Below are 15,817 nucleotides of genomic sequence, written 5' to 3' on the forward strand. Positions count from 1 at the left end.
TCCCTGGCGCTGCGGTATGCTGCGGGTTCCGGCGCCGCGTGCCGGCTCGCGCCATGCGATGCCGAGCGCGCCGGCGATCACAAAAAGGGAGCCTGAGAAGATGACGGAGATGGTCGATTGCGTCGTGATCGGCGCGGGAGTGGTCGGCCTGGCGGCCGCGCGCGCCAGTGCGCGGCGCGGCTGGGAGACGGTGATCGTCGAATCGGAAACGATGATCGGCACCGGCACGAGCTCGCGCAACAGCGAGGTGATCCATGCCGGCATCTATTACCCGGCCGGCTCGCTGAAGGCGCGGCTCTGCGTCGAGGGGCGCGAGCGGCTCTACGCGTTCTGCGAGGAAAACCAGGTGCCGCACCGGCGCAGCGGCAAGCTGATCGTGGCCGCCGAGGAGGCGCAGCGCGGCACGCTGGCCGACATCGAGGCGGCCGCGCGCGCCAACGGCGTGCATGACCTGCGGCGCCTGAGCGGCGACGAGGCGCGCGCGCTCGAACCGGCCCTGCGTTGCGTGGCGGCGCTCGAATCGCCGTCCACCGGGATCGTCGACAGCCACGCGCTGATGCTCGCGCTGCTCGGCGACGCCGAGCGCGCCGGCGCCGTGATCGCGTACCGCTCGCCCGTGACCGGCGGGCAGGTGCTGCACGACGACGGCGGCGGCACCGCGATCGAACTCGAGGTGGGCGGCGCCGAGCCGATGACGCTGCGCGCGCGGCGCGTGGTGAACGCGGCCGGGCTCTACGCGCAGACCGTGGCCGGCGTGCTGCGCGGCCTGCCGCCCGAATCGGTGCCGCGCGCACGTTACGCGAAGGGCAATTATTATTCCCTGTCGGGCCGCGCGCCGTTCTCGCGGCTCATCTATCCGGTGCCGGAGCCGGGCGGGCTCGGCGTCCACCTGACGCTCGACCTCGCCAACCAGGCGCGCTTCGGCCCCGACGTGGAATGGATCGACTCGATCGATTTCCGCGTCGACCCGGCCCGCGCGGTGCGCTTCTACGATGCGATCCGCACCTACTGGCCGGGGCTGCCCGACGAAGCGCTGCAGCCGGCCTACGCCGGCGTGCGGCCGAAGCTGGCGGAGCCGCCCGGCGGCGTCGACGATTTCGTGATCCAGTCGGCGCGCTCGCACGGCGTGGCCGGCCTCGTCAACCTGTACGGCATCGAGTCGCCGGGGCTGACGGCCTCGCTCGCGATCGCCGGGCAGGTGATCGCGGCGCTCGACGACGACGCACGGTGACGCACGGTGACGCTCAACCCAACATCAACCACGAAAGGATGACGATGATTCACGAGATGGCGAGGATCGAGGTGCAGGCGGGCAAGGAAGCGGAATTCGAGGCCGGCGTCGAGCAGGCGGTGCCGCTGTTCCTGCGCTCGCGCGGCTGTATCGGCGTGGAGCTGCACCGCACCGTGGAGCGGCCGGCCGAATACCTGCTGCTGGTGCGCTGGGAAACGGTCGACGACCACATGGTGCATTTCCGCGAGTCGGAGGAATACCAGGCCTGGCGCGCGCTCGTCAGCCCGTTCTTCGCGGCGCCGCCGTCGGTCTGCCACACCGAGATCAAGGTCGGGCCGGCCACGCGCGCCTGAACGACCTTGCGCGCGGCGGCCGGGTTCAGGGCCACCGCGCGCCACGTGCATGACCCGTCAGCGGGTCGTCATGGAGCCATCCCGCGCGCGGTGTCGTTCGATGCCGCCTCAGCCCGTCTTCAGCCGGAACACGCGATTCTTCTCCAGCGCCCCCGCCGGATAGGCTTTCCCGTCCGTCTTGCCGTCGTCGGCCGTCGCGGGCCGCAGGTGCTCGTCGTCGAGCGCCGGGCCGGTGTAGCGCCCGCGCGGCCGGATCACGCGGCCCACCCGCAGCTGCTCGATGCCGTGCGCGAGCAGGCCGACGCTGCGCGCGATCGAGAACAGCCCGAACGCGGCGTCGTTCGGCAGCCCCAGCTGCGCCGAGAGGATCGCCAGCGCGACGTCGATGTTGGGCCTGAGGCCCGTCAGCGCGGTGACCTTGTCGATGAACGCGCCCAGTTCGCGCGGCGGATCGAGCCGCTCCAGCAGCGCCTGCGCGCGCGGATCGCCGTCGGGATAGAGGTGGTGGCCGAAGCCGGGGATCGGGATCGCCGAGCCGAGATGATGGCCGACCACGTGCTCGGCGCCGAGCCGCGCGACGTCGTCGAACATGGCGCGCACGCGCCGCGAGGCGTCGCCGTGCAGCGGGCCGGACAGCGTGGTGAGGCCGGTCAGCAGGCAGCCGGCGAGCGGCGCGCCGGTGGAGGCGGTGATGCGCGCGGCGAACGCCGAGCTGGTGATCTCGTGATCGGCCACCAGCACCATCGCGCGACGGATCAGGTCGGCGCCGGCCGCGTCCTGCCCCCAGCCGGCCGCGAGCCGCTCGTGGGTCCAGCGATGCGCGCCGTGGCGGTCCGCGCCGAACGCGAGCGAGACCACCGCGACCAGCCGGCCCGCCTCGGCATGCAGCGCGCTGTCGAGGCGGCCGAGCGTGGAATGGCCGTGCGCGGCCAGCGCGGCCAGCGCCGTGAACGCGCGGCTGCGGCCCGGTTCGCCGTCGGGCGGCGCGGCGTCGGCGAACGCGAAGGCCACCGGCGTCGGCGAATTCCACAGCAGCGCGGCGGCGTCTTCCAGCGTGGCGTGTTCGGCCAGCGCGATGCAGTCGCGGCCGCGATACCAGGGCCGCCCCTTCGAGAACGTGGTGAGGCCGCTGTAGATGCACGGCTCCGCGCCGAAGATGGTGCCGGCCGCGAGCGCCGCGCGCTTGCGGCCGACCTGCTTCTTGCGGCACAGCGCGATCACGTCCTCGGCGCGGTAGAGGCTGCGGCGCGGGTCGTGCGGGTCCGGCATGACCGCGATGCTGCCGCGGCTCGCGTAGGCGTAGACGGTCTGCGCGCGCACGCCCAGTTGCCGGGTGGCTTCGGCCAGGGTGATCCAGTTCGACATGGCGGGCTACCTCGCTGCATGAAACGGCATGCCGGGCGGCGCGCCGGCACGCCCCGACTATAGACCGCTTTCAGTTGAACGACATCTCCGCCGGGCGCCGTTCGAGCACCTCGACGAGGATCTCGCCCGGCGCGCGCACGAAGCAGCCGCGCACGCCGGCGCGGATCGGCTGGATCGGCGCGATGACCTGCGCGCCCGAGGCGAGCAGGTGCGCGAAGGCGGCATCGAGATCGTCGACGCGCACGCCGATATGGTCGATGCCCTGGCGCGGCCCGGCACCCTCCGGCGGCGTGTCGCCGGGCTCGGCGAGCGGCGTGATGAACAGGTTGATGGTGCCGATGCGCAGGTCGACGCGTCCCGGCCGCCGCACGATCTCGGCGTTCAGGCAGCGCGCGAACCAGGCGGCGGTGGCCTCGGCGTCGGCCGAGCACAGTTGCAGGTGATCCCAGGAGAATTCGATCATGGCGAGCGGTGGGGAAGACGGTGGATTCAGGGTTCGATTTCAGAGTTCGATTTCAGAGTTCAATGCGGGAGAGCTTGCCGAGCAGCACCGAGTAGGACAGCGTGCCGACCAGGCAGATCGCGCCCATCAGGTTCAGCGCCCAGAAGAAGTTGCCGGTGTGCTGGGTGACGTAGCCGATCATCAGCGGCGTGGTGACGGCCGCGATGTTGGCCGCGAGGCTCGTGATGCTGCTGGTGAGCCCGACGTACTGCTTCGGCGCGATCTCCGAGACGGCCGCCCACGACATCGAGCCGATGCCCTGCGCGAAGAACGCCACGGTCAGCACCGCGATCACCACCGCGTTCGACTGCACGAAGTTCACCAGCATGATCGAGGCGCCGAGGAACGTGCCGATCATCAGCGGCGCCTTGCGCGCCGCCGACACCGACACGCCGCGGCGGATGCAGAAGTCCGACAGGAAGCCGGCCAGCAGAATGCCGAGCGTGGCGCCCACGAACGGCAACGCCTGGAACAAGCCCACCTTGATCATCGACATGTGGCGCTCCTCGACGAGGTAGGTCATGAACCAGGTCGTGAAGAACACCAGCAGCGTGTTGTTGCAGAACTTGCCGAGGCAGATCGCGAGGATCTGGCGATAGCCGAGCAGGCGCAGCGCCATGCGCCAGTCGAAGCGCTCGCGCGGCTTGCCGGCCTTCGTCGTCTGGGTGGCGACCGGACGGCCCTCGTTGATGTGCTGCAGCTCGGCCGCGTTGGCCGAGGCGTGCCGCGACGGGTCGCGATAGAGCCAGAACCAGATCGCGCTGAACACGATGCCGAAGCCGCCGGTGGCGAAGAACACCGCGCGCCAGCCGAACGCGGTCGAGACCCAGAGCAGCAAGCCCGCGAACAGCGGCGTGCCGATGTACTGGCCCATCACGTAGACGCTGGTGGCGAAGCCGCGCTCCTGCACCGGGAACCATAGCGTGACGGCGCGCGCGTTGGACGGGAACGCCGGCGCCTCGAGCGCGCCCATCGCGAGCCGCGAGCCGAGCAGCATCCGGTAGCCCAGCGCCATCCCCTGCGTGAGCGTGGCGAGCGACCAGCCGAGCAGCGACAGCGCATAGGCCGCGCGCGAGCCGAGCACGTCGGCGAGGATGCCGGCCGGCAGCAGTGCGAACGAATAGGCCGCGCCGAACGCGGCGAACAGCTCGCCCATCTGCACGCGCGTGAGGCCGAGTTCCTTCGACAGCGCGGGCGCGACGATGCCGAGCGCGGAGCGGTCGACGTAGTTGAGGATGGTGGCCACCAGCAGCATCGAAAGGATGAAGTAGCGCACCCGCGTGCGGCGGGCGGCGCCGGCCTGGGCGGCGTAGTCGTGCAGCGGGGCCTGCCGCGATTCGGCGATTTTCATGTCTGTCTCCTGATCGTGGGCCGGATCTTGTTGTTTTGGCTCCGGCCCGGGGGGCGGGTCAGCCGCGGCCGACGAACGGCATCGCACTCGCCATGATGGTCATGTTGAGGATGTTCGCCTCGAGCGGCAGCCGCGCCATCTGCACCACGGCGTCGGCCACGTGGGCGACGTCGAGGCGCGGCTCGGGCGCGAGCCGGCCGTCGGCCTGCAGCACGCCCTGGTTCATCCGTTCCGTGAGCGAGGTGGCGGCGTTGCCGATGTCGATCTGGCTGCAGGCGATGTTGAAGGGCCGGCCGTCCAGCGCGAGCGACTTCGTGATGCCGAGTACCGCGTGCTTGGTGGCCGTGTAGGCGATCGTGTTGGGGCGCGGCGCGTGCGCCGAGATCGAGCCGTTGTTGATGATCCGGCCGCCTTGCGGGGCCTGCCGCCGCATCAGCCGCCACGCGGCGCGCGCGCAGAGGAACACGCCCGTCAGGTTGGTGGCCACCACGTCGTTCCAGAACGCGAGCGTGTAATCGTCGAGCGGCACCGCGCCGGCGTTGCGGCCGGCGTTGTTGAACAGCACGTCGAGGCGGCCGAACTCGCGCTCGATGCGGGCGAACGCGTCGTTGACCGAACTTTCGTCGGCCACGTCGGCGGGCACCGCGAGCGCGCGACCACCGGCTTCGGTGATCAGCGCGCGGGTTTCGTGCAGCGCCTCGGCGCGGCGCCCGAGCAAGGCCACCGCGAAGCCCGCGCGCGCCAGCGCCACGGCGCTGGCGCGGCCGATGCCGGAGCCCGCGCCGGTCACCGCGGCGGAGCGCGGCGGCTGCGGTTGCGTACCTGCTTGCATGTCTGGTTGCGTGCCGTGTTGCATGTCTCGCTCTCGTTCCTGGGCTGATGGAGATGCGAACAGAATTGCACCGGCCCGGAATGCGCGGCAATCTTGATTCTGTCAATCAACATGCTGGAGCCTGCCGCAAGGGGCCGGCCTCAGGGTTTTCCTGACCTTTTCCGGGGCCGGGCGCCGATTGCGCGGGCCGCCGGCGAGCGCCGGGTTCGGTGCCAGTTTCAGTGCCAGATGTTGATTGATTCAATCAACATTGACCCGCGGCGGACCCGCTTCGTAGGATGTGGCCGAATCCAGACCCGAGGAACCGACCATGTCCGATATCTCCCTCCCGCGCCTGCTCGTCGCAAGACGGGTTCCCGCCGCCGTGGCCGCCCGCGCCACCGCCGAGTTCAATGCCTTCGTGACCGAAGCGGACATGGACAGCGCGTCCGTGGTCGACTTCTGTCATCGCTACGCGGTGCCGGCCGTGCTGGTCGGCAAGAAGTCAGGATTGCAGAAGGAACACATCGACGCGTTGCCGCCGAGCGTGAGGATCATCGCCAACGCGAGCGCCGGCGTCGATCACATGGACGTGGCCGCCGCCCGCGCGCGCGGCATCGCCGTGACCAACGCGCCCGACGCGTTGACCGAATGCACGGCCGACTTCGCGATGCTGCTGGTGCTGGCGGCCTGCCGGCGCGCGGCCGAGTACGAGCGGATCGTGCGCGCCGGCTGGGGCAAGTCATTCGGCATGACCGAGATGCTCGGCACGCGCGTCCACGGCAAGACGCTCGGCATCGTCGGTTTCGGCCGGATCGGGCGCGCCGTGGCGCGGCGTGCGGCCGGCTTCGGCATGCGCATCGCCTACACCGACCGGCAGCGCGCCGAGCCCGCGGTCGAGGCGGGTGCGACGTTCCACGAGAGCCTCGACGCGATGCTGCCGCATTGCCAGGTGCTGACGCTGCACGTGCCGGGCGGCGGCGCGCCGCTGATGACGGCGCGCGAATTCGCGCGGCTGCCGAAGGGCGCCGTGTTCGTGAACGCGGCGCGCGGCGGGCTGGTGGACGAGGACGCGCTGCTCGACGCGCTCGGCTCGGGCCACCTGTTCGGCGCCGGGCTCGACGTCTATCGCCACGAGCCGAACATCGACGCGCGCTTCGCGGCGCTCGACAACGTGTTCCTGACGCCGCACATGGCCAGCGCGACGATCGAGACGCGCGACCAGATGGGCTTTACCGCGCTCGACAACGTGGCGGCGGTGCTGGCCGGCGGCGCGGCGCCGAACCCGGCCTGAGCCGGCGCGCGGCGCGCCTCCGCCACGCAGGGGCCTGGCCGTGGCCCGCGGCGTGGGAGCGAAAACCCGGTTGCGTCGATGACGGACCGGGTTTTTTCATTGGCGCCGGCGTGCCGGCGAAAGCCTGAAAACTTGCGATTTCTTGATTGGCGCCCGTCACGGAAAATTCGATCGCGCCGCGGCGCCCGACGCGCGGGAGCCTTCGACGGCAAGGCCGGACACGCGGCGGCGGATCGAGCGGGTCCCCCGGCGGCGAACCAGAAGCTGTGACGCCAATCAAGGCCGGCATGGCCGGATCTGTCAGATTTTCCGGTGACAAGCGCGGACCAACCGGGCCGGCGCACGTTCGATGTGGCTGCCGCGCGTGCGCAGCATGGCATGGGTCAACGCAAGGAGAATCCTGATGATACGAATGGGTGCGAGGCCGCGGCAGGGCCGCGGGTTCCGGTGGCTCCGGCGCGTGTTCGTGCTGCTCGTGATGTCGATCGCGGCGCCGCACGCCCGGGCCTCGATCACCTGCACGGGGCAGGCCGAGATCATACAGATCCAGATGCAATTCATCATCCGGGTGCCGAGGGACGCACCGCCCGGCACCGTGCTCACGCCGTGGGCAAGCTCCGGCGCGGACACGAGTTACTTTTCATGCGTGAGGGGTGACGCGGAGGGGGCATCGGGCACCGGGTTCAAGCCGGCATCGCTGACGAAATCCGGCATGACGATTCCGGGGCCGGACGGGGTGAACCTGACGGTATGGAACACGAGTCTGAAGGGAGTCGGGATCGCGATCGAAGTGCGGACCTATGAAAATAAGTGCGGCTGGACCGACACGTGGACCGATCTCGGCGCACCGCCGTCGGAGTGGTATCCGGCTCCATGGATTGGGGTACCCTGTAACGGAGGCGACGACATCAGGAACGGCGGGGAGGTGAAAGCAGCCTATGTGAAGACCGGGCCGATCGATGCCAGCTCCATCACGCCGGGCCCCATCATGGTCGGCGTGGCGGCCAGGGCGGCATCGATGACCAAGCAAAGCACGACCGCCCCCTATGTGGCCGACCTGTCGATTGCGAAGTCGATCGCCATCAGCGCATCGGCGATCTACGCCTCTTCCTGCACGACGCCCGATGTATACGTCGAAATGCATACCCACTGGCTGTCGGAATTCAAGGGAATCGGTTCAGCGACGCGCCCGGTGTCGTTCGACGTCGCCGTCAACGACTGCCCGGCCGGGCTCAAGCGGATCCAGTATCAGTTCATGCCGGTCACCGCCGTGGTCGATCCCGTCAACGGCGTGCTCGCGCTGTCGGGCGACTCGCGGGCCGCCGGCATCGGCCTGCAGCTGAAGGATGGTCGCGGCAAGCCGCTGCGATACAACACCACCTACACGCTCGCCGACTACAACCCGGCCGCCCCGGGCTCCTACCGGATTCCGCTGTCGGCCGCCTACTATCAGACGGCGAAAACCATGAAGCCGGGCAGCGCCGACACGAGCCTGATGTTCACGATGACCTACCAGTGATGCCGGTGCTCCGCCGTCCCGGTCCCGGCGGATTCTGCGCCGGCGTCGTGCCTGCCGGCGTGCCGCCGGAGGCGATGCTAGACTGTCGCACCGATGCGAAGCACGCGCCGCCAGAACGAGCAGCACCGAACGGAGACGAGCCCGATGGCGATTACCCGAATCGAATCAGTGACGTATGGCGTGGACGAACTCGCCGGCAGCAGCCGTTTCGTCGAGGATTTCGGCCTCGAGCGGACCGACACGCGCGACGACCGCGTCACGTTCCGGACGCAGGTGAATCAGCGGGTGAGGCTGGTCGATACGCGCGCGCGGGATTTGCCGCGCGGCCTGGAGGATGGTTCGACACTGTGCGAGACGATCTGGGGCGTGGACACGCCGGCCGCGCTCGATGCGCTGCATGACGACCTGTCGCGCGATCGTGCCGTGCGCGCCGACAGCGACGGCGTGCTGCACAGCTTCGACGAAACCGGCTACGCGATCGGCTTCATGCTGGCGCGGCCGGCGGCAGCCGTGGAGCGGGTCCGGCACCCGGCGGCCGGCACGCGCGATGCGCTGCTGCACTGGGATCGCGCGTTCGATGCCTACACGCGCGTGAGCCCGCTGCGGCTCGCGCGCCTGACGCTCGAGATCCCCGAGGAGGGCCGCGACGCCGCGATCGAGTTCTATCGGCGCCGGCTCGGCTTCGAGATCAACGCCTATCGACAGGGCGCCGGCACGTTCCTGCGCTGCGAGGCGGGCGGCGCGCGTCACGGGCTCGTGTTGAGCGAGCGCGCGAACCGGCCCGGCGTGGACAGCGTCGTGTTCGAGCTGCGCGACGCGGCCGAGCTGGCGACCGGCGCCAGTTTCATGGCGGCCCAGGGCTGGCGCGGAGCGCGCCGCGCCGAACGCGAGCGCGACGGCGTGAGCCGCAGCCGCGGCTTCGACGCGCCGTGCGGTGGACGTTTCGACTACGCGGTCGAATCGGGCGACGGCCGCGGTGCCTTGCGGTATCGCGAGGTGTCGACGCGACAGGATGCGCCGCGGCTCGACGGTCTGTTGCACTGAGTTCTCGCTACGCCGGTTTTCTACGTTGCGATGTCGCGGCTTCTTTTGAAGCGGTGATCGCGACGCATCGGCACCCGCTCGACACATCAAGCACGGTCCCGACCCGGGCCGCGCCCCCATCTCAATCAGCGCGCGCCGCCCGCGCATCCGCCATCCCCACCCGCGCCACGCGCGCCCGCACCCAGGCATTGCCGAGCGCGCCGAGCGCCATGATCACGGCGGTGCCGAAGAACGTCGACCGCATCCCGTAGTGCCCGCCGACATAGCCGCCCGCGAGCGGCCCCAGCACCTGTCCCGAGTATTGCGCCGAGGTCGAGTAGCCGAGCAGGGTGCCCGCCACGGCAGGCGGCGCGGCATGGCGGATCACGCTCGCCACGCACGGCAGCAGCCCGCCGAGGGCAATGCCCATCGCGAAGCGCAGGGCCACCAGCTGCCAGCCCGCGGTGACGAACGCCTGCGGGATCAGCAGCAGCGCCGAGGCCGCGAGGCAGCCGACGATCACGTTCCAGTGGCCGACGCGGTCGGCGAGCCGGCCGAGCCGCGAGGCCGACAGGATGCTGCCGAGCGCGGCGCCCGACATCACGAGCCCGGCCACCAGGGTGACCTGGTGCGCCGGGACCAGCTGCGCGACGTAGACGGTGATGATCGGCTCGATCGACATGTTGGCGAGCATCAGCAGCGCGCCGGTGACGAGCATCGCGGCCACCGGGCGCGCATCGGGCAGCGCGGCCCAGCCGGGCTTGTCGCCGGGCCGGCGGCCGGCCGCGGCGGGGCGGTCGCGCTTGATCAGGAACACGGTGGCGAGAAAGGTGATGCCGATCGCGGCGCCGGCCGCCTGGAAGGTCGCGCGGATGCCGATCAGCGAGGGCAGCCAGCCGCCGATCAGCGGCCCGGCGACGTTGCCGGCCATGATGCCCGACGACAGCACGCCGAGCGCCCAGCCGCAGCGCGCCTTCGGCGTCTGGGTGGCGACCAGCACCGTGGAGCCCGACGCGTAGCCGCCGAGCAGCCCCACCGCGAGCCGCAGCGCGACCAACTGCCAGACGCTGTGCGCGAGGCCCATCAGCGACATCACGATCGCCATGCCGAGGCTCGCGCGGATCAGCATCAGCTTGCGGCCGTAGCGGTCGGCCAGGCGCCCCCACAGCGGCGCCGTCAGCGCGGCCGTGAAGAACGTCGCGCCATAGGCGATGCCGGACCACTGCACGATCGCGGCGGGGTCGCGGGCGCCGAGCTGCTCGACGTAGAGCGGCAGGAACGGCAGCAGCAGCGTCATCGCGACGATCGTGGTGAACGAGCCAAACACGCAGACCGCGAGGTTGCGGCGCCAGTGGGCATGGCCGTCGTCGGCGGACGGCGGCGCGGAAGGGGCGGGACGGCTCATGGCGGCGGGTTCCTCGGGCGGCATGCGGGCGCGATGCGGGTGGGTGCGGGTGCGATAGCGGGGCCGCCGCGCGCCGGACGGGCGGGCGGCGGCGCCACGATGCTACGCCGCGCCCGCGGCCGCAAACAGTCGTGCGGACATACCGGTATCGGCGCTACCAGCCTGCCTGGCGAGGGGGCAGTGGCTTGCAGCCAACGCGCGATCGACAGGCAACCAACCCGTGGACGGCGGGCAGCCACATGGCCCGCCGCGCCGTGCCCGAGGCGGGCCGCCGGCCGCTCAGAGTTCGGTGTCGTGCGCGCCGAGCAGCGCGGCGGCCACGCCGATCACGAGCGGCAGGTCGTCGTCGTCGGCCCGCAGGTTCGCCTCGGCGTCGAGTTCGTCCTCGATGCCGCGGCGCCCGGCCAGCCGAGGCAGCGTGGCGAGCACGGCGGGATCGTGGCGCGCGCGCAGGCCCGGGTCGCCGAACGCGCGTTCCTCGATCGCGAGCAGCATGCCCCAGCTCGGGCCGCGCAGCTCGCCGAACGGGCTGCCGCGGCGCGGGCCGAACGCGCGCCGCGCGAGCGCGACCAGCACCTGCTGCAGATCCTGCTGGGCCAGGTGGCGCGCGCGGTCGGCCGTCATCTGCTCGAGTTCGTAATCGTCGACCATCCAGTCGGCGTCGGGGCGCGCGCCGGCTTGGCTGATCGGGCTCGGTTCGGACATCGTCGTCATCGGAAGACCTCATGGGGTGATCTGGTACTGTAAATATATACAGTCTTTTTGCCGCATGCAATCGGTCGTGAGCGGGAAATCCGGTGAGGGGGGAGTTGGCCGGGTGCTGGAAGCTCGGGCGGGGAGGGCGATTGCGCCGGAGGAGCGCGGGGCGCGGTGGAAGTCGGGCCGGCGCGGCACGAGCCGGGCGAAGCGCCGTACCACGCGCGATCGGCGGCGAACGGCACGAGCGCGATCGTCGCGGCCGGCGGGGCGGCTCGCGCGTCATGCGCCGCGCTTGCCGTCCGCCGCTGTGCGCATTTCGGCGAGGCGCGACCACAGGCGTTCGATGCCATGTACGTCGGCGCGCTCGCCCACGCTCGCCTCGAGATCGCGGTCCGGCGCGAAGTCGAGCCGGGCATGGCGGTCGTAGAGGATGTCGACCAGCCAGACGAGCCGCTGCAGCGTGTGTCGCGGCGTGTTCGCGTCGAGCGCCGCGTCCATCACGATCACCACCTCGAAGCGCGCGGCCAGATCGAGATAGTCGAGATGCGAGCGCGCCTGCCCGCACAGCGCGTCGAACCCGCAGAGCAGCACGCGCGTGCCGATGGCATGCGCGACGAGCGGGCGCCCGGCGAGATCCACGCGCGCGTCGGTCTCGCGCACGCTGTCGCCGTGGCGCGCGAACCGCGCGCGCAGCCAGGCCGCGTGATCAGCGGGAGACTGCGCATCCGGCATCGGAGCGCATGGCGCGGCCACCACGTTCGCGAACCTTGCCGGCGCGCGTCGATAGTCGATCGGCCCGTCGAACGCGAGCGCGACGCAATGCGTCTGCAGCAGCGCGATGCTGGTCGCGAAGCGGTGATGGAATTCCGGGTCGGGCAACAGTGCGGCGGGCGCCATGTTCGAGGTGAAGATCAGCTTCACGCCGCGCGCGATCGCCACGCGCAGCAGCGCGGCGAGCATCAGCGCGTCGGCGATGTCGTTGACGTGGAATTCGTCGAACCAGAGCAGCGTGGCGTCGCCGAGCCACTGCGAGAGCGTCTCGCCGAGCTTGTCACCGGACGGCGGCGCGGCCACCAGCAGCCGGTTCGCGTCGCGCAGGAACGCATGGAAGTGCGTGCGCGCGCGCGGGCCGGGCCACGCCTCATGGAACAGCGCCGCGAGCAGGCTCTTGCCGCGCCCTGGCGGGCCGTAGCAATAGGCACCGATGATCGCGGGCGGCAGCGCGCCGCCGAGCAGGCGATCGAGTTCGACGGCGCAGGCATGCTGGTTCGCGTCGAGCGTCAGCGCGCGGCGGTCGAGTTCGGCGCTCAGCCAGCGGGGCAGGTCGGACATCAGGGGCGGGTACGAGTTGCGGGGGTGCGAGGTGGCATCAGTCTGCCATCAATCCGTCACGAACGGCGTGCGGCGCGGGTCGATGCCGCCGCCGGCAAGGAGGATGCGATCGCGAACGCCGCGCCGGTTCGATCGACGATGACGCCATCGCGGCAGCGCTGAAAAATCGCGTGGGGAACGAGTTCGAAGATCACCGCCGTGCAGCGCGACACAGGCATGCCGCGTGCGTGAATCGAGTGCCATTACGACGCGATGTACGGCAATGCGATGCGCGTTTCGCGTGGCGCCCGGCGCGTGTTGACAGGGGGAATTTGACCATGTCGAATGCAGCGCAACGAGAATCAGAGAGAGAGGGCAAGATGGCCGCGATGGATCTTTTTCGCTCGCGTCGCGAGTCTGTCATCAAGGCGCCGCAACCGGCGCGCATTCCGGCCGCCGGCCGCGCGTCGGGACCCGTTGGTCCGTGTGGCCCGTGTGGTCCGTGCAGCGCGGTGAGTCGTGCATCACGGCGGGCCGTTCATTCTTTCGGCGTCGTTTGACGCCAGTTCCCTGGCTGGCAAGCGGATCGGGCGATCGCGCCGATCCGGTCCGTTCGTGCCTGCGTGTCGCGCGTGCCCTGCACGCCGAGGCGCCGGCACGCCCGCGCGCGGCGCTCGCGCGCCCGAATGCGCACGCTCATGCGTACTCTTGTTTGGCAGGACAGACCCATGGACAGACTCTCCCGCGACGCGGCCCGCATGGCCGCCCATACCGAGGCCCCGCGCAACGTCGAAGCCGATGTCGTCGATGCCGCCGATGACGCCGCCGCGTTCCGGCGCCTCGACCACATCGCGCTCGCGGTACGCGATCTCGAAGCCGCCGTTCACCTGTTTCGCGACGTGCTCGGCTTCGCGCTCAAGCGCCGCCTGCAGATCAAGGGCGCGCGCACCGGCATGCATTCGGCCGAGATGGAGCGCAACGGCATCCGCTTCGTGCTGTGCCAGGGCACCGAGCCCGAGTCGCAGGTCTCGCAGCTGATCGAGCACTTCGGCGTGGGCGTGGCCCACGTCGCGCTCGAAGTGGACGACGTCGAGGCGGCCGTCGGCACGCTGCAGGCGCGCGGCCTGTCGTTCGACACCAGCGTGATTCGCGGCAACGGTCTCACGCAGGCGTTTTCCTCGCGCTGCATGAACACCGGCATGAGCTTCGAGCTGATCCATCGCAACGGCGAGGCCGGCTTCCTGGAGGACAACGTGCAGGATCTGTTCGAGCAACTCGAGCAGTCGGGCAAGTATTGATGAACGCGCCGGGGCCGTGGCGTGCGCCCCGTGGCCGGCGGATTTCGAAAGGATAGAGCGATGGATCGACTCCAGATCCAGCACCGGGCGCTGGATAACTGCCCGGACGCGGTGAGCGTGTTCAGCCGCGTGTTCCTGCCGTCGAAGAGCAGGTTTTTGCTCGAGAGCAGCGTGGTGGTGCCGGGCTTCTCGCGCTTCACGTTCATGGGCGATGCGCACGGGCCGCTGGGCGAGACCATCACCTACGAGCTGGCCACGCGCGAGGCCACCATCGAGCGCGACGGCGCGCGCCGCACGCAGCGCGTGACGGGCCTGTTCGACCTGCTCGCGGCGAACCTGGCGGCGCGCCGCATCGAGGCGCCCGCCGCGCTGCCGTTCGGCTTCGATCTCGGCTACGCGGGCGTGTTCGGCTACGAGCTGAAGGGCGAGACCGGCGGCGCGGCGGCCTGGCGCTCGGACACGCCCGACGCCGCGTTCGTGTTCGCCACGCGCCTGATCGTGATCGACCATATCGAGCGCAAGACCTGGCTGCTGCATCTGGGCGAAGCCGACGACGCGCGGCGGCATGCCGAGGCCGAGGCGTGGTTCGACACGGTCGAGGCCGAACTGCGATCGCTCGCCGAAACCGGAGCCGAGGCCGCAAGTGTCGCGCAGGCCGGAGCGAAGCCGCGCGCGCGGCTGTCGCTCGCGGAAGTGGAAGCCTGGATCGCGCGGCACGCCGCGATGCGCCACGACCGCCCAAGCTACATCGCGAAGATCGGCGAGGCGCTGACCGAGATCGTCAACGGCGAGACCTACGAGGTCTGCCTGACCAACCTGATCACGTTCGCGTTCGCGGGCGCGCCGTTCGATCTGTACCGCGCGATGCGCGAGCTGACGCCGGCGCCGCACGCGGCCTATTTCGAGGTGGACGGCTTCTCGCTCGTCAGTGCCTCGCCCGAGCGTTTCCTCAGCGTCGATCGCGACGGCCATGCCGAGGCCAAGCCGATCAAGGGCACGCGCCCGCGCGGCCGCACGCCCGACGAGGACGCGGCGCTGGTCGCCGAGCTGCGCGCGAGCGAGAAGGACCGCGCCGAGAACCTGATGATCGTCGACCTGCTGCGCAACGATCTCGGCCAGGTCAGCGAACTCGGCTCGGTCCACGTGCCGAAGCTGTTCGACGTCGAGACCTACTCGCACGTCCACCAGCTGGTGTCGACCATCCGCGGCACGCTCAAGCGCGGCGTGTCGGCCGTGGACTGCCTGCGCGCGGCGTTCCCGGGCGGCTCGATGACGGGCGCGCCGAAGAAACGCACGATGGAGATCATCGACCGGCTCGAAGCCGGCCCGCGCGGCATCTATTCGGGCGCGCTGGGCTGGTTCGGGCTGTCGGGCGCCTGTGATTTCAACATCGTGATCCGCTCGGTGACGATCCACGACGGCCGCGCGCGGCTCGGCGTGGGCGGCGCGATCACGGCGCTGTCGGACCCGATCGAGGAATTCGACGAAACCATCGTGAAGGCGCGCGGCGTGATCGAGGCGGTCGAGCTGCTGGCCGCGCGCGCGGCGCGGGCAGCCGGCCCGGTCGCCGAAACCAGTATCGCCGACGCCTGATCCGGCGGCCCCGCCGAGCGGGCGAGCCGGCACGTCGGCATGCCGACGCCATGACGAGGGCG

At 70.7% G+C, this 15,817-nt stretch carries 15 protein-coding genes; 7 read left to right on the forward strand and 8 right to left on the reverse strand.

What is annotated here, in order from left to right:
* The first annotated feature begins 100 nt into the window (after positions 1 to 100).
* Both BpN12_RS20825 and BpN12_RS20830 read left to right on the forward strand, forming a co-directional pair.
* Positions 101 to 1,231 (forward strand): NAD(P)/FAD-dependent oxidoreductase, encoded by a 1,131-nt coding sequence (locus tag BpN12_RS20825; protein WP_246797345.1) that lies wholly within the window; start codon positions 101 to 103, stop codon positions 1,229 to 1,231.
* Positions 1,232 to 1,275: 44 nt separating this feature from the next.
* Positions 1,276 to 1,584, forward strand: coding sequence for an antibiotic biosynthesis monooxygenase family protein (locus tag BpN12_RS20830; protein WP_042624372.1), 309 nt, complete (start codon positions 1,276 to 1,278; stop codon positions 1,582 to 1,584).
* A gap of 108 nt (positions 1,585 to 1,692) precedes the next feature.
* On the opposite strand, the gene BpN12_RS20835 is transcribed toward BpN12_RS20830, so the two are convergent.
* The 4 genes from BpN12_RS20835 to BpN12_RS20850 form a co-directional block, all read right to left on the reverse strand.
* Entirely contained in the window at positions 1,693 to 2,949 is a 1,257-nt protein-coding gene (locus BpN12_RS20835) for a citrate synthase (protein ID WP_246797346.1), read from the reverse strand.
* Positions 2,950 to 3,019: 70 nt separating this feature from the next.
* A complete protein-coding gene (locus BpN12_RS20840; RefSeq protein ID WP_246797347.1) occupies positions 3,020 to 3,412 on the reverse strand; it encodes a VOC family protein in 393 nt (130 codons plus the stop codon).
* 52 nt (positions 3,413 to 3,464) lie between these two features.
* A complete protein-coding gene (locus tag BpN12_RS20845) occupies positions 3,465 to 4,802 on the reverse strand; it encodes an MFS transporter (protein WP_246797348.1) in 1,338 nt (445 codons plus the stop codon).
* A gap of 58 nt (positions 4,803 to 4,860) precedes the next feature.
* The gene (locus BpN12_RS20850) at positions 4,861 to 5,634 is read right to left on the reverse strand and encodes an SDR family oxidoreductase (protein ID WP_246797349.1); all 774 of its coding nucleotides are present in this window, start codon (positions 5,632 to 5,634) and stop codon (positions 4,861 to 4,863) included.
* Between the two features lie 310 nt (positions 5,635 to 5,944).
* Between BpN12_RS20850 and BpN12_RS20855 the strand changes: the two genes are divergently transcribed.
* The 3 genes from BpN12_RS20855 to BpN12_RS20865 all read left to right on the forward strand — a co-directional run bounded on the left by BpN12_RS20855 (position 5,945) and on the right by BpN12_RS20865 (position 9,470).
* Entirely contained in the window at positions 5,945 to 6,907 is a 963-nt protein-coding gene (locus BpN12_RS20855; RefSeq protein ID WP_246797350.1) for a 2-hydroxyacid dehydrogenase, read from the forward strand.
* Positions 6,908 to 7,367: 460 nt separating this feature from the next.
* The gene (locus tag BpN12_RS20860) at positions 7,368 to 8,426 is read left to right on the forward strand and encodes a fimbrial protein (protein WP_246797351.1); all 1,059 of its coding nucleotides are present in this window, start codon (positions 7,368 to 7,370) and stop codon (positions 8,424 to 8,426) included.
* A 144-nt stretch (positions 8,427 to 8,570) separates the two neighbouring features.
* The gene (locus BpN12_RS20865; protein ID WP_246797352.1) at positions 8,571 to 9,470 is read left to right on the forward strand and encodes a VOC family protein; all 900 of its coding nucleotides are present in this window, start codon (positions 8,571 to 8,573) and stop codon (positions 9,468 to 9,470) included.
* A 121-nt stretch (positions 9,471 to 9,591) separates the two neighbouring features.
* On the opposite strand, the gene BpN12_RS20870 is transcribed toward BpN12_RS20865, so the two are convergent.
* From BpN12_RS20870 to BpN12_RS20885, 4 genes are all read right to left on the reverse strand, one after another.
* Positions 9,592 to 10,854 (reverse strand): MFS transporter, encoded by a 1,263-nt coding sequence (locus BpN12_RS20870; protein WP_246797353.1) that lies wholly within the window; start codon positions 10,852 to 10,854, stop codon positions 9,592 to 9,594.
* A 279-nt stretch (positions 10,855 to 11,133) separates the two neighbouring features.
* Positions 11,134 to 11,568: a DUF2471 family protein gene (locus BpN12_RS20875; protein WP_246797354.1), complete on the reverse strand. Its 435-nt coding sequence runs from the start codon at positions 11,566 to 11,568 to the stop codon at positions 11,134 to 11,136.
* Between the two features lie 264 nt (positions 11,569 to 11,832).
* Entirely contained in the window at positions 11,833 to 12,885 is a 1,053-nt protein-coding gene (zapE, locus tag BpN12_RS20880) for a cell division protein ZapE (protein WP_246797355.1), read from the reverse strand.
* A gap of 56 nt (positions 12,886 to 12,941) precedes the next feature.
* Positions 12,942 to 13,103, reverse strand: coding sequence for a hypothetical protein (locus BpN12_RS20885; protein ID WP_246797356.1), 162 nt, complete (start codon positions 13,101 to 13,103; stop codon positions 12,942 to 12,944).
* A 489-nt stretch (positions 13,104 to 13,592) separates the two neighbouring features.
* Here BpN12_RS20885 and BpN12_RS20890 point away from each other — a divergent pair, with 489 nt between their 5' ends.
* Positions 13,593 to 14,162, forward strand: a complete 570-nt coding sequence (locus BpN12_RS20890) for a VOC family protein (RefSeq protein WP_246797357.1) — start codon at positions 13,593 to 13,595, stop codon at positions 14,160 to 14,162.
* Between the two features lie 60 nt (positions 14,163 to 14,222).
* Positions 14,223 to 15,755 (forward strand): aminodeoxychorismate synthase component I, encoded by a 1,533-nt coding sequence (gene pabB / locus BpN12_RS20895; RefSeq protein WP_246797358.1) that lies wholly within the window; start codon positions 14,223 to 14,225, stop codon positions 15,753 to 15,755.
* The last annotated feature ends 62 nt before the right edge of the window (positions 15,756 to 15,817 follow it).

Origin of the sequence: Burkholderia perseverans (genome assembly GCF_022870505.1) — a bacterium.
Classification (GTDB): domain Bacteria; phylum Pseudomonadota; class Gammaproteobacteria; order Burkholderiales; family Burkholderiaceae; genus Burkholderia; species Burkholderia plantarii.

Coding starts and splice junctions, on each gene's coding strand:
- BpN12_RS20870 (WP_246797353.1), bottom strand. CDS start 10,854: ATGAGCCGTCCCGCCCCTTCCGCGCCGCCGTCCGCCGACGACGGCCAT.
- zapE (WP_246797355.1), bottom strand. CDS start 12,885: ATGTCCGACCTGCCCCGCTGGCTGAGCGCCGAACTCGACCGCCGCGCG.
- BpN12_RS20850 (WP_246797349.1), bottom strand. CDS start 5,634: ATGCAAGCAGGTACGCAACCGCAGCCGCCGCGCTCCGCCGCGGTGACC.
- BpN12_RS20835 (WP_246797346.1), bottom strand. CDS start 2,949: ATGTCGAACTGGATCACCCTGGCCGAAGCCACCCGGCAACTGGGCGTG.
- BpN12_RS20845 (WP_246797348.1), bottom strand. CDS start 4,802: ATGAAAATCGCCGAATCGCGGCAGGCCCCGCTGCACGACTACGCCGCC.
- BpN12_RS20885 (WP_246797356.1), bottom strand. CDS start 13,103: ATGCCTGTGTCGCGCTGCACGGCGGTGATCTTCGAACTCGTTCCCCAC.
- BpN12_RS20865 (WP_246797352.1), top strand. CDS start 8,571: ATGGCGATTACCCGAATCGAATCAGTGACGTATGGCGTGGACGAACTC.
- BpN12_RS20840 (WP_246797347.1), bottom strand. CDS start 3,412: ATGATCGAATTCTCCTGGGATCACCTGCAACTGTGCTCGGCCGACGCC.
- BpN12_RS20855 (WP_246797350.1), top strand. CDS start 5,945: ATGTCCGATATCTCCCTCCCGCGCCTGCTCGTCGCAAGACGGGTTCCC.
- BpN12_RS20830 (WP_042624372.1), top strand. CDS start 1,276: ATGATTCACGAGATGGCGAGGATCGAGGTGCAGGCGGGCAAGGAAGCG.
- BpN12_RS20825 (WP_246797345.1), top strand. CDS start 101: ATGACGGAGATGGTCGATTGCGTCGTGATCGGCGCGGGAGTGGTCGGC.
- pabB (WP_246797358.1), top strand. CDS start 14,223: ATGGATCGACTCCAGATCCAGCACCGGGCGCTGGATAACTGCCCGGAC.
- BpN12_RS20875 (WP_246797354.1), bottom strand. CDS start 11,568: ATGACGACGATGTCCGAACCGAGCCCGATCAGCCAAGCCGGCGCGCGC.
- BpN12_RS20890 (WP_246797357.1), top strand. CDS start 13,593: ATGGACAGACTCTCCCGCGACGCGGCCCGCATGGCCGCCCATACCGAG.